16 protein-coding genes are annotated in these 15,033 nt (G+C 63.5%); 9 read left to right on the top strand and 7 right to left on the bottom strand.

The features are described 5' to 3' along the window. From NKH16_RS08760 to NKH16_RS08740, 5 genes are all read left to right on the top strand, one after another. On the top strand, positions 1–960 hold the full coding sequence (locus tag NKH16_RS08760; protein ID WP_292661213.1) for a carbohydrate ABC transporter permease: 960 nt from the start codon (positions 1–3) through the stop codon (positions 958–960). Next, the gene (locus tag NKH16_RS08755; RefSeq protein ID WP_023675179.1) at positions 957–1,178 is read left to right on the top strand and encodes a hypothetical protein; all 222 of its coding nucleotides are present in this window, start codon (positions 957–959) and stop codon (positions 1,176–1,178) included. The genes NKH16_RS08760 and NKH16_RS08755 overlap by 4 nt, the downstream gene beginning before the upstream one ends. Next, the gene (locus tag NKH16_RS08750) at positions 1,175–2,278 is read left to right on the top strand and encodes an ABC transporter ATP-binding protein (protein WP_352456825.1); all 1,104 of its coding nucleotides are present in this window, start codon (positions 1,175–1,177) and stop codon (positions 2,276–2,278) included. Before NKH16_RS08755 ends, NKH16_RS08750 begins: the two co-directional genes overlap by 4 nt. Beyond that, a complete protein-coding gene (locus tag NKH16_RS08745) occupies positions 2,278–3,381 on the top strand; it encodes an ABC transporter ATP-binding protein (RefSeq protein ID WP_352746356.1) in 1,104 nt (367 codons plus the stop codon). The genes NKH16_RS08750 and NKH16_RS08745 overlap by 1 nt, the downstream gene beginning before the upstream one ends. Positions 3,382–3,627: 246 nt before the next feature. Next, complete coding sequence (locus NKH16_RS08740) at positions 3,628–3,909, top strand: hypothetical protein (RefSeq protein WP_352448400.1); 282 nt, start codon at positions 3,628–3,630, stop codon at positions 3,907–3,909. 12 nt (positions 3,910–3,921) lie between these two features. On the opposite strand, the gene NKH16_RS08735 is transcribed toward NKH16_RS08740, so the two are convergent. Further along, on the bottom strand, positions 3,922–4,902 hold the full coding sequence (locus tag NKH16_RS08735; RefSeq protein ID WP_352448399.1) for an AraC family transcriptional regulator: 981 nt from the start codon (positions 4,900–4,902) through the stop codon (positions 3,922–3,924). A 91-nt stretch (positions 4,903–4,993) separates the two neighbouring features. Between NKH16_RS08735 and NKH16_RS08730 the strand changes: the two genes are divergently transcribed. Beyond that, on the top strand, positions 4,994–6,217 hold the full coding sequence (locus NKH16_RS08730; RefSeq protein WP_352448398.1) for an MFS transporter: 1,224 nt from the start codon (positions 4,994–4,996) through the stop codon (positions 6,215–6,217). Here the strand turns inward: NKH16_RS08730 and NKH16_RS08725 are convergent. After that, positions 6,214–6,561 carry a GFA family protein gene (locus tag NKH16_RS08725; RefSeq protein ID WP_023675184.1) on the bottom strand — a complete coding sequence of 116 codons (348 nt, stop codon included), beginning with the start codon at positions 6,559–6,561 and terminating at the stop codon, positions 6,214–6,216. The two genes, NKH16_RS08730 and NKH16_RS08725, sit on opposite strands and share 4 nt — an antisense overlap. Positions 6,562–6,681: 120 nt before the next feature. Between NKH16_RS08725 and NKH16_RS08720 the strand changes: the two genes are divergently transcribed. Next, the gene (locus NKH16_RS08720) at positions 6,682–7,977 is read left to right on the top strand and encodes an amidase (RefSeq protein ID WP_352448397.1); all 1,296 of its coding nucleotides are present in this window, start codon (positions 6,682–6,684) and stop codon (positions 7,975–7,977) included. Between the two features lie 14 nt (positions 7,978–7,991). On the opposite strand, the gene NKH16_RS08715 is transcribed toward NKH16_RS08720, so the two are convergent. The 5 genes from NKH16_RS08715 to NKH16_RS08695 are packed head-to-tail and all read right to left on the bottom strand — an operon-like array spanning position 7,992 to position 12,228. Next, on the bottom strand, positions 7,992–8,375 hold the full coding sequence (locus tag NKH16_RS08715) for a DUF6748 domain-containing protein (protein WP_023675186.1): 384 nt from the start codon (positions 8,373–8,375) through the stop codon (positions 7,992–7,994). Positions 8,376–8,417: 42 nt separating this feature from the next. Continuing rightward, positions 8,418–9,398, bottom strand: coding sequence for a hydroxyacid dehydrogenase (locus NKH16_RS08710; protein ID WP_352746358.1), 981 nt, complete (start codon positions 9,396–9,398; stop codon positions 8,418–8,420). 1 nt (position 9,399) lies between these two features. After that, on the bottom strand, positions 9,400–10,116 hold the full coding sequence (locus NKH16_RS08705; protein WP_352448394.1) for a FadR/GntR family transcriptional regulator: 717 nt from the start codon (positions 10,114–10,116) through the stop codon (positions 9,400–9,402). A 1-nt stretch (position 10,117) separates the two neighbouring features. After that, complete coding sequence (locus tag NKH16_RS08700) at positions 10,118–11,287, bottom strand: mandelate racemase/muconate lactonizing enzyme family protein (protein WP_023675189.1); 1,170 nt, start codon at positions 11,285–11,287, stop codon at positions 10,118–10,120. A 53-nt stretch (positions 11,288–11,340) separates the two neighbouring features. Further along, positions 11,341–12,228, bottom strand: coding sequence for a sugar phosphate isomerase/epimerase family protein (locus NKH16_RS08695; RefSeq protein ID WP_352448392.1), 888 nt, complete (start codon positions 12,226–12,228; stop codon positions 11,341–11,343). A 394-nt stretch (positions 12,229–12,622) separates the two neighbouring features. Between NKH16_RS08695 and NKH16_RS08690 the strand changes: the two genes are divergently transcribed. Together NKH16_RS08690 and NKH16_RS08685 are read left to right on the top strand one after the other, a co-directional pair. After that, positions 12,623–13,678, top strand: coding sequence for a sugar phosphate isomerase/epimerase family protein (locus NKH16_RS08690; protein ID WP_292661180.1), 1,056 nt, complete (start codon positions 12,623–12,625; stop codon positions 13,676–13,678). A 149-nt stretch (positions 13,679–13,827) separates the two neighbouring features. Further along, entirely contained in the window at positions 13,828–15,015 is a 1,188-nt protein-coding gene (locus tag NKH16_RS08685; RefSeq protein WP_352746362.1) for a Gfo/Idh/MocA family protein, read from the top strand. Positions 15,016–15,033 lie beyond the last annotated feature (18 nt).

The raw sequence follows: 15,033 nt of genomic DNA, 5'->3' as shown, positions 1-15,033 counted from the left end.
ATGGCCGCAGTCCGCACTTCTTCCGAAATCACCTTCAACCGGGTCGCCATCGTCGCAGTCCTGCTGGTGACGATCATCTTCCTGGCGCCGATCTACTGGATCGCCTCGACGGCGTTCAAGCCGCGCAACCTCGCCACCACCATTCCGCCGACGGTGGTTTTCCAGCCGGAGATATCGCCCTTCGTCAAGTTGTTCACCAAGCGTTCGCAGCTGCGCAGCCCGCCGTCGCCGGAGGAGTACGCGGCTGCGCCGTGGTGGGAGCGCGTCGTCTTCAATGGGGGCGAAAAGATCGTGCGCGACGGCAAGGGCCAGGTGCAGTGGTCGGGCTATCCGAGCCGTTTCATGAACTCACTGATCGTTGCCATAACCTCGACCGTCCTGGCCGTCGGCATGGGCACCTTCACCGCCTATGGGTTCTCGCGCTTCAAGGTAAAAGGCGAGGCGGACCTACTGTTCTTCATCCTGTCGACACGCATGCTGCCGCCGGTGGTCGTCGCCATTCCGATGTTCCTGATGTACCGGGCGGTCGGCCTCAACGATTCCCATATCGGCCTGATCATCCTTTACACCGCCTTCAACCTGTCCTTCTCGGTGTGGCTGATGAAAGGCTTCATGGACGAGATCCCCAAGGAGTATGAGGAGGCGGCCCTCGTCGACGGCTATACGCGCATGGAGGCCTTCTTCAAGATCGTGCTGCCCGAGGCCGCCACCGGCATCGCCGCCACCGCCGTGTTCTGCTTTATCACGGCGTGGAACGAATATGCCTTCGCACTGATCATGACCAGCCGCCGTGCCCAGACAGCACCGCCCTTCATCCCCAGCCAAGTCGGTTCCGGCCTGCCGGACTGGACGGTGATTGCCGCCGGAACCTTCCTGTTCCTGCTGCCGGTCGCGATCTTCACCTTCCTGCTCCGCAACCACCTGTTGCGCGGCATGTCGTTTGGAGCGATCCGCAAATGAGCTTTCGCGACATCAACCAGAAATATCTCGAACCGGGCAGCCAGGTGCTGATGGTGCTCGGTATCATCGCGCTCTGCCAGCCGTGGAACATGCTGCTGCACAGCTATGGCGTGACCATCATCCTGATCGGCCTGATCGGCTTCAACATCACCTCCAAGATCGCGCCGGAGGAGAAGGCCGGCACCGGGCAAGGGGCAAATCCGGGGGCACAGCATTGACCCAGATCGAGCTTCGAGGCGTCCAGAAATATTTCGGCGCCGTCCAGGTCATCAAGGACCTCAACCTGAAGATCGACGACAACGAGTTCATCGTGCTGCTCGGCCAGTCGGGCTGCGGGAAGACGACGACGCTCAGGGCGATTGCAGGGCTGGAGACGATCGACGGCGGCGACATCCTCATCGACGGCAAACCGGTCCAGCACCTCAAGGCCGCCGATCGCGATATCGCCATGGTCTTCCAGTCGTTCTCGCTCTATCCGCATATGAGCGTCTATGAGAACATCGCCTTTCCGCTCAGGGCGACGCGCAAGAGCAAGGCCGAGATCGACAGCGAGGTGCGCTCGGTCGCCAAGACGCTGCAGATCAGCGATCTCCTCGCCAAGAAACCGTCGGCGCTGTCGGGCGGCGACATGCAGCGCGTGGCGATCGGCCGAGCCTTGGTGCGGCGGCCGAAGGCGATGCTGATGGACGAGCCGATCGGGGCGCTCGATGCCAAGCTGCGCGAGGAGATGCGGGCCGAGATCAAGCGGCTGCACATCAAGCAGGGCTCGACCAGCATCTACGTCACCCACGACCAGATCGAGGCGATGAGCCTCGCCGACCGCATCGTCATCATGCATGAAGGTGTGCTGCAGCAGGTCGGCTCGCCGGACGAGGTCTATTCGCATCCGGCGAATCTTTTCGTCGCGCAATTTGTAGGCAGCCCGGTGATGAACGTCGCCGACACTTCGGTGACCGAGAAAGCCTCATCGGCCTCGGTCACGGTCGGCGATGCGGCCGCCGGTTTCGAATTCCCGCGCGCCTTGCTGTCGAAGCTCAACGGCCATGCCGGCAGCCAACTCGCGCTCGGCATCCGGCCGGAAGGCGTCCTCGTCCGCCGCGAAGCCGCCGAGGGATTCTTGCCGGTGGAGACGCAGATCGTCGAGCCGCTCGGGTCCTTCGACATCGTCGACCTCAAGGTCGGCTCCAAGATGCTGCGTGCGCGCACCAAGAGCGGCTTCATCGGCGGCCCCGGCGAAAGAGTCTTCGTCAGAATCGATCCCAGCCAGGCGCATTTCTTCGACACGGCGAGCGGCAAATCGCTGGGAGTGAGACTCTGATGGCCCACATCCAGCTCAAGAACATCTCGAAGAAATTCGGCAACCACACCGCCTTGACCGGGCTCGATCTCGACATCGCCGATGGCGAGTTCTTCGTCCTGCTTGGCGAGACCGGCGCCGGCAAGACGACGACGCTGCGCATGATTGCCGGCCTGGAAAAACCGAGCGAAGGCCAGGTCTTCATCGACGGCGTCGATGTCGCCGACTGGGGCGCGGCCGAGCGTGACGTGGCGCTGGTGCTGCAGCAATATTCGCTGTACCCGCGCTATACGGTGCGCCTGAACCTCGAATTTCCGCTGAAGCCGAAGATCCGCCGGCTGCCCGATGCCGAGATCAAGGATCGTGTCGACCGCGCGGCCAGGACGCTGAGGATCGAGCATCTGCTCGACCGCAAGACCGACAGGCTTTCAGGCGGCGAGATGCAGCGTGTCTCGATCGGTCGCGCCATCGTGCGCAAGCCGCGGGTGTTCCTGATGGACGAGCCGTTGTCGGCGCTCGACGCCAAATTGCGCGAGGCGCTGCGCACCGAATTGAAGAACCTGCAGATGCAGCTTGGCGCCACCTTCCTGTTCGTGACGCATGATCAGATCGAGGCGATGTCGATGGGTGACAAGGTCGGCGTGCTCAACCATGGCCGCATCGTCCAGACCGGCACGCCGTACGAGATCTATAACAATCCGCGCGACACCTACGTGGCAAGCTTCGTCGGCTCGCCGCCGATGAATCTCATCGACGGCAAGCTCGTCAACGGACGTGCGGTGATGGCGCCGCTCAATTTCGAATTGCCGTTTGCGGGGGGTGCCAAGACTTCGTGGGGGCTAAAGACGGGCGCGGCGACCGACGGTCGCCCGCTCGTCTTCGGTATTCGTCCCGAGGACGTCTATCTCGAGACCGGCGCGCCGGTCGAGGCGCGGGTCCATGACGTCGAGAACCATGGCGTCGAGAAGATCCTGACGCTGCGGGTCGGCGACGCCATGCTGCGCGCCACCGTGCCTGCGAGGACCGACGTCCAGATAGAGCAGCCGGTGCGCTTTGCCTGGAACCCGGACAAGGTGGTGCTGTTCGACAAGGGCAGCGGAATAAGCCTGCGTCACGCCGGCTAAGTACAAGCGTCTTTACTGCGCTAGAGCGGGATACGTTCAAAGTGAACCGTGCATGCCGCTCTATCCATGTGTTTTAGCCGCATTTGTGCGACGCCACGTGATTCCGCTTGGCTGCGAAATGCTCGAGTCTTCCCGTCATCCCCCGTACGGGGGATGCGGATGCTCCGATTTGTCGAATAGGCTGATCCTTTGGTCCCAAACGGGCTTTGCAAGCCCAATTTGGAGGCCCAAAATGGAGGGTTGGCTATGGGAAATCTGTTCCGCAGTTTTGCGACGATCCTGCTCGTCGCCGGTATGGGATTGTCGGCGGCGCATCTGGGCGAGGCGCAGGCAGCCAAGAAAGTTGTCGCCGGCGCGAAGGTCGACGCCAAGAAGATCAAGGACCTCAACGGCACGGTCAATCTGTCCACCAGCGACTGCAAGCTGTTGTTGAGCGGCACCGTCGTGGAAGTCTCGGATGGCAGGTGCGGGGCCTCCGGCAAATATTGCAAGAGCAGCGCCGGCTCGGCCTGCATCACCGAGCAATAAGCCGGCCAACGTTTAGCCGGCCTGGCGGATCTCCGCCTGTTCCTCGGCCCGGAAATGGCTGGGCGGCGATCCGATGACCCGTTTGAAGGCGCGGCTGAAGGAGGCGTCGGATTCGTAGCCGAGGCGCGCCGCGACGACGGAAATCTTGAGCCGGTCGCGGACCAGCCATTGCCTCGCCTGGTGCATCCGCACCTGCGTGACGTACTTTGCCGGTGTTTCGCCGACAATGGTTGCGAAGCGCTCGGCGAAACCTGATCGCGAGGCACCCATCATCTTCGCCAGAGCCTCCACCGTCCAGTCGCGGTTCGGTTCCAGATGGATCGCGGCCAGCACCCGGCCGATCTCGCGGTCCCTGACCGCCGCAATCCAACCGGAAGAGTCGCCGCAGCCGCGCTCGACCCATGAGCGGATGACGGTCGCGGCGAGCACATCGGCCAGCCGCGCCAGGATGCCGCCAGAGCCGACGCGCTCCATCGTCACCTCGCGGGCCATCGCTTCCAGCAAATGCGGGATACCTGGCTCATAGGCCTCCAACTCATGTGCGCGCATCACGTCCGGCATCATGCCGAGCAAGGGGTGCAAGCCATCGAGATTGAAATACATGCTGCCGAAAAACAGCAAGGTCCCCGGACGGCAGCCGGGCATGCCGTCATTCGACATGCAATAGACACCCTTGCAGATTTCCTCGACATCATAGCCGTGGATCGGCGCCGCCTCGATACCCGGCTCGCTCGCCAGCGTGTGGGCTGAGCCGCGCGGCAACAAGGCAGCGTCGCCCGCCTTGAGCTCGACCCATTCACCGGACGGCTGCAGCAACCAGCAGCCTTGGCGGCCGATGAAATGAAACCGTGCCGCCGCCTGGGCCGGAAAATGGATGCCCCAGGGTTCCTTCATCTCGCAACGGCCGTAATCGACGCCTTCGAGGCGCAATCCGCGCAATATGTCTGTCAGCGGATCACCGGTGATTGGAATTTTGGACGAACGGTCAAGCATAATGGTGTTTCTAGCATGGAAACTCCAGACAGTCACTCCCTATGTTGCATTGCAGCCAAATGCTGCGCTGCAACCAGATCGGAGATCCCTCATGACCGAACCCGCGACAGGCGTCATGGACGCCGTTCTCGACCCATCGGAAACCGGCGAACGATCCGAGCCCGCATGGGGGGCGGTGGTCTCCCTGGCGCTCGGAGTCTTTGGCCTGGTGACCGCGGAATTTCTGCCTGCCAGCCTGCTGACGCCGCTTGCACAGGATCTCGGCATCACCGAAGGCGCCGCCGGGCAGGCGGTAACGGCCACCGCCGTCATTGGCGCGATTGCGGCGCCGACCATGGCTATTGTCACCAAGCGGCTGGACCGCAGGCTGGTCATGTGGGCGCTGACGGTGCTGCTTGTGCTGTCAAACCTGGTGGCCGCGTTTGCGTCCTCGCTTCCCGTTCTTCTGATTGCCCGCATCATGCTCGGGATCAGTCTTGGCGGCTTCTGGTCGATGTCGGCAGCCATGGCGATGCGGCTCGTTCCGATGCGGCTGATGCCGCGTGCCATGTCGATCATTCTCACCGGCGTTTCGGTGGCGACGGTCTGCGCGGCTCCGGTCGGCGCCTATGTCGGCGACATCTGGGGCTGGCGGACGGCGTTCATGATCGCCGCCGTGGTTGGTGCGCTGGCGCTGCTGGTGCAGGTGGCTACCATCCCGAAGCTGCCGCCTGCAGGTACGGCAGGTTTTCGTACGCTGCTGGAGGTGATGAAGCGGCCGATGATCAGGGTGGCGCTGCTGGTGGTGCTGCTGGTCGCCTCGGGACATTTTGCCGGCTTCACCTATGTCCGCCCGTTTCTCGAGAAGGTGCCCGCGCTGGACATCGAGACGATCTCGCTTGTGCTGCTCGCCTACGGCATTGGTGGCTTCTTCGGCAATTTTGCCGGCGGCTTCATTGCCGAACGCAGCCTCAAGGCAGCCGTCAGCCTGGCGCCCCTGCTGATCGCGTTTTCGGCGCTCCTGCTGCTGGTGGTCGGAGGTTCACCCGTCGTGGCTGCAATAGCAGTGGCCAGCTGGGGCTTTGCCTTCGGCGCCGTCCCAGTCGGGCTGCAGACCTGGCTGGTGCGGGCCGCCCCCGATCAGGCGGAAAGCGCCGGTGGGCTCATGGTTATGACGTTCCAGGTCGCCATCGCGTTGGGCGCCGTCTTCGGCGGCCTGCTGGTCGACAATACCGGCGTTGCCACCGCCTTCGCCTATTGCGCGGCGGCGACGTTGCTTGCGGCACTGGCGGCGTTCTTCCTTGGCCCCAAGCCGATCGACGACCCCAAGGCCTAAACGGAACGGCCGTCGAAGTCGAAGACCGGCACGGCGGCGACGTCCAACGCCTCGATGCAATTGATATTGATATAGGCACTTCGCCCGCTCCCTTCGCCGACATCCTCGGCGAAGGGGTGAATGCCGCAGCTGCGGCAGAAGCGGTGGGCGATGACATGGTTGCCGAAGCTGTAGCGGCCGAGATCATCGCCCCAGGCAAGCACCCGCATGCTCTCATGCGGAACTGCCCATAGCAGTGCACCCTTGCGCGAGCAGATCGAGCAATTGCACCGAACGGCTCCGGTCAGCTCGCCTTCGACCTCGAACGCGACCTTGCCGCAGTGGCAGCTGCCTTGGTAGAGCATCGGGCCTTCCTCCTTCGGTTCGACAGGTGCAAATCCGACCGTGCCGGGCTATGTCTCCTGCGGCCAGTTTCTGGCTACTACCTTAAGACGTTGCAAGCGCGCGGAGTCCGACACCGAAAAATGCAATCAGCCCGCGATCACCTCGAAGCAATTCTTTCGCCTCTTGCCGCTCGCGTCGACGATGAGAGGGTTTTCGTAAAGCTCTACCCGGAAGCCGCACGGGCGGCGGCGGACGCCACCGATGCGCGGCGAAAAGCCGGCGTCACGCTCGGGCCGCTCGATGGGGCGATCGTCTCGATCAAGGATCTGTTCGATGTCGCCGGCGAGCCGACCACGGCGGGCTCTCTGCTGCTCGCCAACGCAGCGCCGGCGCTGCGGGATGCCATTGTCGTGCAACAGTTGCGCCAGGCCGGCGCAATCATCCTCGGCAAGACCAACATGACCGAGTTCGCCTTTACTGCGATCGGCGTCAATCCACATTATGGCACGCCCGGCAATGCTAGCGATGCCAGCCGTATTCCGGGCGGCTCCTCCTCAGGCGCCGGCGTTTCGGTGGGCGAAGGCACCAGCGAAATCTCCATCGGTTCCGATACCGGTGGTTCGGTGCGCATTCCGGCATCGCTGAATGGCGTCGTCGGTTTCAAGCCGACTGCGCGGCGCGTGCCGCTTGCGGGTGCGTTTCCGCTGTCAGCCACGCTGGACTCGATCGGTCCGCTGGCCCGCACCGTCGCCGAATGTGCGGCGGCCGATGCAGTGATGTCGGGCGAAAACCTGGCGGCACTGTTGCCGCTGCCGCTGGACGGCCTGCGCATCGGTATTGCGCGCGGCGTGCTGTTCGATGATACGCAGGAAGAGGTCGCGACGACGTTCGACCGGTGTCTGCGCAAGATAGAGCTTAGCGGCGCACGGCTTGTGGAGCTGTCGATCGACGACCTGCTTGCCGATCTGCGCGTGGCAACCCAACGCGCGTCGATCGCGGCGATGGAAGGGGCGGAGATCCATGCCGACTGGCTGGCGACGGGAGCGACGAGGCCGGTCGACCCGCGGGTAAGCGGGCCATTGTCGCGCGCCGCCGCCATTCCGGCCACGGTCTATATCAGGGCAATGCGCCGCCGCACGGCGCTGGCCGCCGCGATGGATGACCGGCTGGCGTCGGTCGACGTGCTGGCCCTGCCGACCACACCGGTGACGGCGCCGACGATCGTGTCGATGACCAGCGACGAGGCTCTGTGCAACAGGACGGAAGGCCTTCTGCTGCGCAACACGCAGGTCGCCAACCAGTTCGATCTATCAGCCATCTCGCTGCCGATGCCGGGAATGACGCGTCCGGCCGGGCTGATGCTGGTGGCGCGCAATGGCCATGACCACCACCTACTGCGCATCGCAGCCGGCGTGGAGGGGCTGCTTGCAAATTGATCGGATAGCGCGTGTCAGCGCGACGAGCAGTGGCCGCGTTCGCTGTCCTTGGCGGCGCGTTCGATGCTGGTGGCGACCAGCCAAGGCAGGGTGTACCGCTTGCCGTTGAAGGTCCGGGTGCGGTTCTCGATCGAGCCGACAACAACGACCTTGCCGGCATAGAGCTTGTCTGAAAGATCGAGCGCCTTGTCTTGCTGCGGCAGGCGATCGATGTCGATTGAAACGCCTTTGATGAGCTTCCCAGCAGCGAGGTCGAGTGCGCTGTTCGATGGACAGGGTGCCGCCACGCAGCGTATGCCGTTGTCGCAGAACACGTAGCTACCCTGTCCGTTGGCGAAGGCTTGCGCCGTCGCCACGCAGAAGCCGGCGGTCAGTAGGAATTTTGTGACGCTTGCCATGCTGGCACCATCGCCGGCGAATTCGGGAAAATTGGGGCGCTTTCAGAAATCGGCAGGGAACCGCCGCCGGTAGTGCTCGACCACTTCGGGGTTGCGCAGATTGACCGGCAATCTGTTGGCCAGCACCAGCAAGGCTTCGCCAGCCGCGCCGACGCCCATGCGCATCATCGACTGCTCGGTAATCCCAGCCATGTGCGGGGTGACGATGACGTTGTCGAAGCCGAAATAAGGATGGTTGGGCGGTAGCGGTTGTGTAGCAAAAACATCGAGCGCAGCGCCGCCGATGCGGCCCTTCTTCAAGGCCTCGATCAGCGCGTCGTCATCGATCACCGGCCCGCGCGAAACATTGATCAGCAGCGCATCCGGCTTCATCCGCTCAATGCGCTCGCGGCTGATCAGCCCCCGTGTTTCGGGCGTCAGCGGGCAGCACAGAACGATGATGTCGCTCTGCTCGATGAGTGCATCGATCGACAGGAAGCCGACCCTGTCCGGCGCCGGCCGCATGCCGCGCGTCGTCGCCACCACATTCAGATCGAACCCATGGGCGGCGATGTGGCCAACCGCCTGACCGATCGCGCCGAGGCCGACAATGCCGATCGTCTTGCCCGCTAGCTCGCTGGCCACCACCGTGTGTTCGCGGCCCGCCAGCCAGCCCTTCGCACGCAAGTCGCGGTCCAACACACGGAAGCGCCTAAGCAGCGCCAGCGCCGCGAACATCACATATTCGGCGACAGATCGCGCGTTCACCCCCGGCACATTCGCCACCAGCACGCCGGCCGCATTGGCCGCTTCCATCGGTACCATGTCCAGCCCGGCGCCGTGGCGGATCGCGGCCCTGAGCTTCTTCGCGCCTTCGAAAAGCGCCGCAGGCAAGGGAGCGCGAACGATGATGACATCGGCGTTCCTCGCCTCGGCGGCCAGCGTGGCCGCATCGAGGGCGGAAGCAACGACGAGTTCGCCGGCCCCGGTCAGCATGGAAGCGGCACGAGGGTGCAGTCTGTGTGTTGACAGGATCTTGGGCATTTCAGGCCTTTTCGAGCGCAGGGCTTTCCGGTTCCGCCCCACGCCCCTCGATCAGCCCCTTCCAGTAGCTTTCCGCGCCTTGCAGGTGGGCGCTCATCAGCGCCTGGGCGAGATTGCCATCGCGGCGCAGCAGCGCCTCGTAAATCTGGATATGCTCGGCATGGGAGCGCACGCTGCGTTCGGGATCGTTGAAATAGATCGGCAGGCGCAGTTCACCCATCATGTAGTAGACGCTGCAGATATTGTGGAAGACGCTGTTCTTGGTCGCCCGCACGATCTCGAGGTGGAACTCGCGGTCTTCCCGGGCAAGCCCTTCACCGGCGGCGATGCGATCCTCGGAGGCCTTCAGGATCTCGCGCAGCCGCTCGAAATTCTCCTCGGTGGCGCGTGAACAGGCAAGTTCGGCGGCCTTGATCTCGTGGATCTTGCGCAACTCGACCGTCTCGTAGATCTGGACGGGATCGAGCGGCAGGCCGGCGCGGGCGAACAGCGCCATCGCCTCGACGCTCGCCTGCTTCGTATCGATGTAGATGCCGGATTTCGCCCGTCGCTCGACGATGCGCATGGCCTCGAGAATGGCCAGCGCCTCGCGGATCTGGCCGCGGCTGACGCCGAAATGCTCTGCCAGTTCGCGCTCCGACGGCGTGCGGCCCGTCTCCTTGTCCGAATGGGAGAACAGATAGGCGGCGAGTTCCGCGAGAAGGTTCTTTTCTTTCATGTCAGCCGTGTTGCGCGTGCGCCTCCAGGAACCGCTCCGAAATGGTGAATCCCAGCCCGGGTCTATCAGGGATCGCTACCATACCGTCCTTTGCTTCGACAGTCTCTTCGATCAGATCGTGGATCATCGGGTTGGCGCCGAGCGAATATTCGACGGTGAAGCTCGCCGGTGAAGCAGCGCAGACATGCAGCCCGGCAAAGAAGCAGGGCGCGCCGGCCCAAAGATGCGGCGCAAAGCGCAGATTGAAGGCGCTGGCGATGGTGCCGATCTTCATCGCCTCGCTGATGCCACCGCAAAAGGCCGGATCCGGCTGGAATATATCGGCGGATTTGAGCACGGCGAGGTCGCGGAAGGCATAGCGCGTCGCCTCACTTTCGCCGGTGGCGATCGGGATCGAACCGCAGGCGCGCACCTCGGCCATGCCGGGCTTGTCGTCGGCGATCACCGGCTCCTCGAACCAGGCGAGATCGAGGTCGCCGGCGAGATGGATAAAGCGCTTGGCTTCGGCCACCGTGTAGGTGCCGTGCGCGTCGACCATCAGGTCGATATCGGGACCGAGCGCCTGTCTGGCGGCACGGACGCGAGCGGCCGAGATATGTGGGGCGCCGTCCATGGCGCCGACGCGCATCTTCAGCGCCTTGAAACCGCCCTTGGTGATGTAGGACTGCAGCTGGTCGCCGATGGCTTCCGCAGTAGCCCAGCCGCCGGAAGCATAGGCCGGCATGCGGTCCAGCTTGCGGCCGCCGAGCAGCCGCCAGACCGGAACGCCGAGCGATTTGCCAAGAATGTCCCACAATGCGATGTCGACGGCGCTGATAGCGGCGATGCTCATGCCGCGTCGTGCCAATTGCGGCATGGCGTGGCCAGCGCGAGCGGCGCTGTCGTGGCGCGTGCCATTATAGAGCATCTCCCATATGACGCCGATGTCAGCCGGGTCGCGGCCGACCAGCTGCGGGCCGACCTCGTAGTTCAGCAAATGGACAAGGGCGCCGTAGCTGCCGGCGCTGCCGGCGGCATTCTTGCCCTCGCCCCAGCCGACCAGCCCGTCGTCGGTCTCGATGCGCAGGATGGCGGCGTCGAACGTCGCCACCTGACCGAAGTCGCTGCGGTGCTGCTTCGCGGCTTCGATCGGTATGCGGACCCACCAGGCTTGGACCGTCTTGATGCGCATGTTCATCCTCGGCCCGGCCGCGGTGAGGCGGAAGGGCTTTCCAAACGGCTCGGCTACTTGATCAGCGGCAGCAGCGTTTCCGCGTTGATGCGCATCTGGTCGGTGTAGAATTTCTCCGTGAGCACGCTGGAGCCGTGGTCCTGAATGAATTTCAGCTGCTCCGGCGAGATGTCGACGGGGTTGCGTTCGACCATGTCGGGATAGGGGGCAGCCGGCGTGCGGTCGACGGGGGCGACGAATTCATTGGTCAGCGCGCCGTCATAGCCGATCTCCTTCAGCGTGCCGACGATCTTCGGCCAGTCGATCTGCCCGAGGCCGGCGGCGAAGCGGTTGTTGTCGGCGACATGGAAATCGTACAGGCGCTTGCCGACCTGCCGGATGGCGTCATAGACGTTAAATTCTTCCATGTGGATGTGGTAGGCGTCGAGGCAGACGCCGCATTCGGGGCTGACCGCATCGGCCAGCGCCAGTGCCTGGGCGCCGCGGTTGAACAGATAGGTCTCGAAGCGGTTGAGCGGCTCGACCGCGATCTTTACGCCGACCTTCTTGGCGTGGGTGAAGCATTCCCGGGTGGCGTCGACCACCCATTTCCACTCCTCTTCCTCGGTGCCGTCCGGCACCACCTTGCCGACGGTGGCGGGAACCAGCGTGATGATCTCGCCATCAAGTTCGCTGACCATGGTCAGCACGTCCTTGACATACTGCACCGAGCGCTCGCGCTGGCCCTGGTCCTTGGCGGCGAGATTGCGCTCGCCCAGCATCAGCGTCACCGCTCCCCAGCAGCGAATGCCGTACTCGTTCAACAGTGCGCGCGTCTCCTTGGGCTTGTACTGATCGGGTTCGCCGGAGATCTCGATCGACTCGTAGCCGAATTTCTTGATGCGCTTGAGCGTCGTTTCCAGCGGCTCCGCCCGCATCCAATTGTGCGTCGAAAGATGCATGGTCTATCCTTCCCAGAATCGCCTGTACCAGTTCGCCTGCGGCGCACTCTGCCGAAGCGTGCCGCATGATTCCTCCCCAAGGCGTCCCAGCATTTTTTGGCAAACTGGTTCGACCAATTGGGCCTGATGGGAGGTCTACAGTAATTTTATCTGGACGGCAAGAACTGCTATCATCAAGCGTTGGGTTCCTAGCTAGACCATTGATTATGCTTAAACATGTGGCCTAACTCGGCATGGTTGCAGGACCGTCGCAGCGCGTCAAATGGCTTGACCAGATTTCGGCATTTGGTAATACCAGAATAGCAGCGCTGAGCGCGCTGTGCAAAGAGACCAAAGACGCTGGCCCTGTTTTCAATCGGCGCTATGCTTGGTCGTGAAACATAGGGAGATGCCGATGCCGACGACGATGAAGGGGCCTGGTCTGTTCCTGGCGCAGTTTGCGGGCGACGCCGCGCCGTTCAATTCGCTGGCCTCGATCACCAAATGGGCGGCTGGTCTGGGCTACAAGGGCGTGCAGATCCCGACATGGGACGCCCGATTGTTCGATCTCGAGAAGGCAGCCTCCTCCAAGGCCTATTGCGACGAGGTGAAGGGCATCTGCGCCGATGCCGGCGTCGAAATCACCGAACTGTCGACGCATCTGCAGGGGCAACTGGTGGCGGTGCATCCCGCCTATGACGCGCAGTTCGACGGCTTTGCGCCGGCTGCGGTGCACAACAATCCAAAAGCCAGGCAGCAATGGGCGGTCGAACAGATGAAGTTCGCCGCCAAGGCGTCGAAGAATCTCGGGCTCAAGGCGTCGGTGTCGTTTTGCGGCGCGTTGGCCTTCCCATACCTCTACCCATGGCCGCAGCGGCCGGCGGGACTGATCGAGGAAGCATTTGCTGAGCTGGGCAAGCGCTGGAAGCCGATCCTCGACGTCTATGACGAGAACGGCGTCGATGTCGGCTACGAAATCCATCCAGGCGAGGACGTGTTCGACGGCGCGACATTCGAGATGTTCCTCGATGCGGTCGGCGGCCACAAGCGCTGCAACATCAACTACGACCCGTCGCACTTCCTGCTGCAGCAGCTCGATTATCTCGAATTCATCGACATCTACCACGAGCGGATCAAGGCGTTCCACGTCAAGGACGCCGAATTCAATCCGACCGGGCGGCAAGGCGTCTATTCCGGCTACCAGAGCTGGACCAACCGCGCCGGGCGTTTCCGCTCGCTCGGCGACGGGCAGGTGGATTTCGGCGGCATCTTCTCCAAGCTCACCCAATACAATTACGATTCATGGGCGGTGCTGGAATGGGAATGCTGCCTCAAGCACCCGGAGGATGGTGCTGCCGAAGGCGCCCCCTTCATCCAGCACCACATCATCAGGGTGACGGAAAAAGCATTCGACGATTTCGCCGGCGGCACGACCGATAAAAAGGTGCTGCGCGGCATGATGGGGATCTAGCACAGATATCCCTCCCGAGGGGAGGGTGGCCCGGAGGGCCGGGTGGGGTCGGTCCATGCCGAGCTTCATGCCCGGCGACCCCACCCCGCGCTGCGCGTCGACCCTCCCCTCAAGGGGGAGGGGTATCTCAGATAACGAGGGAGAAAGTCATGGTTGGCGCATCGAAGACGGAAACGGGAGGCGGTCCGATCCGCTACGGCATGGTTGGCGGCGGACAAGGCGCCTTTATCGGCGCGGTGCATCGCATCGCGGCGCGCATTGATAACGAGTTCGTGCTGGTTGCCGGCGCCTTGTCGTCGAATCCGGAGCGCGCCAAGGCCTCGGCGGCCGAGCTTGGGCTCGATCCGGCGCGCAGCTACGGCTCCTATGCCGAGATGGCCAAGGCCGAGGCCGAGCGGCCGGACGGCATCGAGGCGGTGGCCATCGTCACGCCGAACAATGTGCACGTGCCGGCAGCCAAGGCTTTTCTCGAGGCCGGCATCCATGTCATCTGCGACAAGCCGCTGGCGACGTCGCTGGCCGAGGCGAAGAGGTTGGCCGCGCTGGTCGAGAAGACCGGCAAAGTTTTTGTGCTGACGCACAACTACACCGCCTATCCGATGGTGCGGCAGGCACGCGAGATGGTGGCCAAGGGGCAGCTCGGCGACGTCCGCATCGTGCAGTCGGAATATCCGCAGGACTGGCTGACCGAAGACCTGGCCGCCACCGGCCAGAAGCAGGCAGCGTGGCGCTCAGACCCCAAGCAGGCGGGTGCGGGCGGTGCGCTGGGCGATATCGGCACGCATGCCTACAACCTGGCCCGTTTCGTCTCCGGATTGGAGCTCGATTCGCTGGCGGCCGATCTCGACGCCTTCGTGCCGGGGCGGCTGCTCGACGACAACATCAATGTGCTGCTGCGCTTCAAGCCGGTCGGCAAATCGCACCCGGCCAAGGGCATGATCTGGGCAAGCCAGGTGGCGCCCGGCCATGAGAACGGGCTGAAATTGCGCATCTACGGCTCGAAGGGCGGGCTCGAATGGGTGCAGGCCGACCCGAACTATCTCTGGTACACGCCGTTCGGCCAGCCGAAGCAATTGATCACCCGCAATGGCGCCGGCGCGCTGCCCGTCGCCAGTCGCGTCAGCCGCGTTCCGCCAGGCCATCCGGAAGGCTATCTCGAAGGCTTCGCCAACATCTACCAGGAGGCAGCGCGGGCCATTCGCGCGGCACGGAGGAAGGGCGGCAAGCCGGCTAAGGATGTCGTCTTCCCGACCGTGCAGGACGGCGTCGAGGGAATGGCTTTCATCGAGGCCTGCGTGAAGTCGTCAAAGAAGAACGGGGCTTGGACGAAGCTCTGAAAACGTCACCATAGAACG

It is taken from the genome of Mesorhizobium sp. M1307 (assembly GCF_040318155.1).
Classification (GTDB): Bacteria; Pseudomonadota; Alphaproteobacteria; order Rhizobiales; family Rhizobiaceae; genus Mesorhizobium.
Note: the sequence above shows the minus strand (reverse complement) of the source record. Positions and strands in the feature narration are given on the sequence as shown.

Coding starts and splice junctions, on each gene's coding strand:
- NKH16_RS08690 (WP_292661180.1), top strand. CDS start 12,623: ATGCCGACGACGATGAAGGGGCCTGGTCTGTTCCTGGCGCAGTTTGCG.
- NKH16_RS08735 (WP_352448399.1), bottom strand. CDS start 4,902: ATGCTTGACCGTTCGTCCAAAATTCCAATCACCGGTGATCCGCTGACA.
- NKH16_RS08730 (WP_352448398.1), top strand. CDS start 4,994: ATGACCGAACCCGCGACAGGCGTCATGGACGCCGTTCTCGACCCATCG.
- NKH16_RS08710 (WP_352746358.1), bottom strand. CDS start 9,398: ATGCCCAAGATCCTGTCAACACACAGACTGCACCCTCGTGCCGCTTCC.
- NKH16_RS08725 (WP_023675184.1), bottom strand. CDS start 6,561: ATGCTCTACCAAGGCAGCTGCCACTGCGGCAAGGTCGCGTTCGAGGTC.
- NKH16_RS08760 (WP_292661213.1), top strand. CDS start 1: ATGGCCGCAGTCCGCACTTCTTCCGAAATCACCTTCAACCGGGTCGCC.
- NKH16_RS08715 (WP_023675186.1), bottom strand. CDS start 8,375: ATGGCAAGCGTCACAAAATTCCTACTGACCGCCGGCTTCTGCGTGGCG.
- NKH16_RS08695 (WP_352448392.1), bottom strand. CDS start 12,228: ATGCATCTTTCGACGCACAATTGGATGCGGGCGGAGCCGCTGGAAACG.
- NKH16_RS08705 (WP_352448394.1), bottom strand. CDS start 10,116: ATGAAAGAAAAGAACCTTCTCGCGGAACTCGCCGCCTATCTGTTCTCC.
- NKH16_RS08745 (WP_352746356.1), top strand. CDS start 2,278: ATGGCCCACATCCAGCTCAAGAACATCTCGAAGAAATTCGGCAACCAC.
- NKH16_RS08740 (WP_352448400.1), top strand. CDS start 3,628: ATGGGAAATCTGTTCCGCAGTTTTGCGACGATCCTGCTCGTCGCCGGT.
- NKH16_RS08755 (WP_023675179.1), top strand. CDS start 957: ATGAGCTTTCGCGACATCAACCAGAAATATCTCGAACCGGGCAGCCAG.
- NKH16_RS08700 (WP_023675189.1), bottom strand. CDS start 11,287: ATGCGCATCAAGACGGTCCAAGCCTGGTGGGTCCGCATACCGATCGAA.
- NKH16_RS08685 (WP_352746362.1), top strand. CDS start 13,828: ATGGTTGGCGCATCGAAGACGGAAACGGGAGGCGGTCCGATCCGCTAC.
- NKH16_RS08720 (WP_352448397.1), top strand. CDS start 6,682: ATGCAATCAGCCCGCGATCACCTCGAAGCAATTCTTTCGCCTCTTGCC.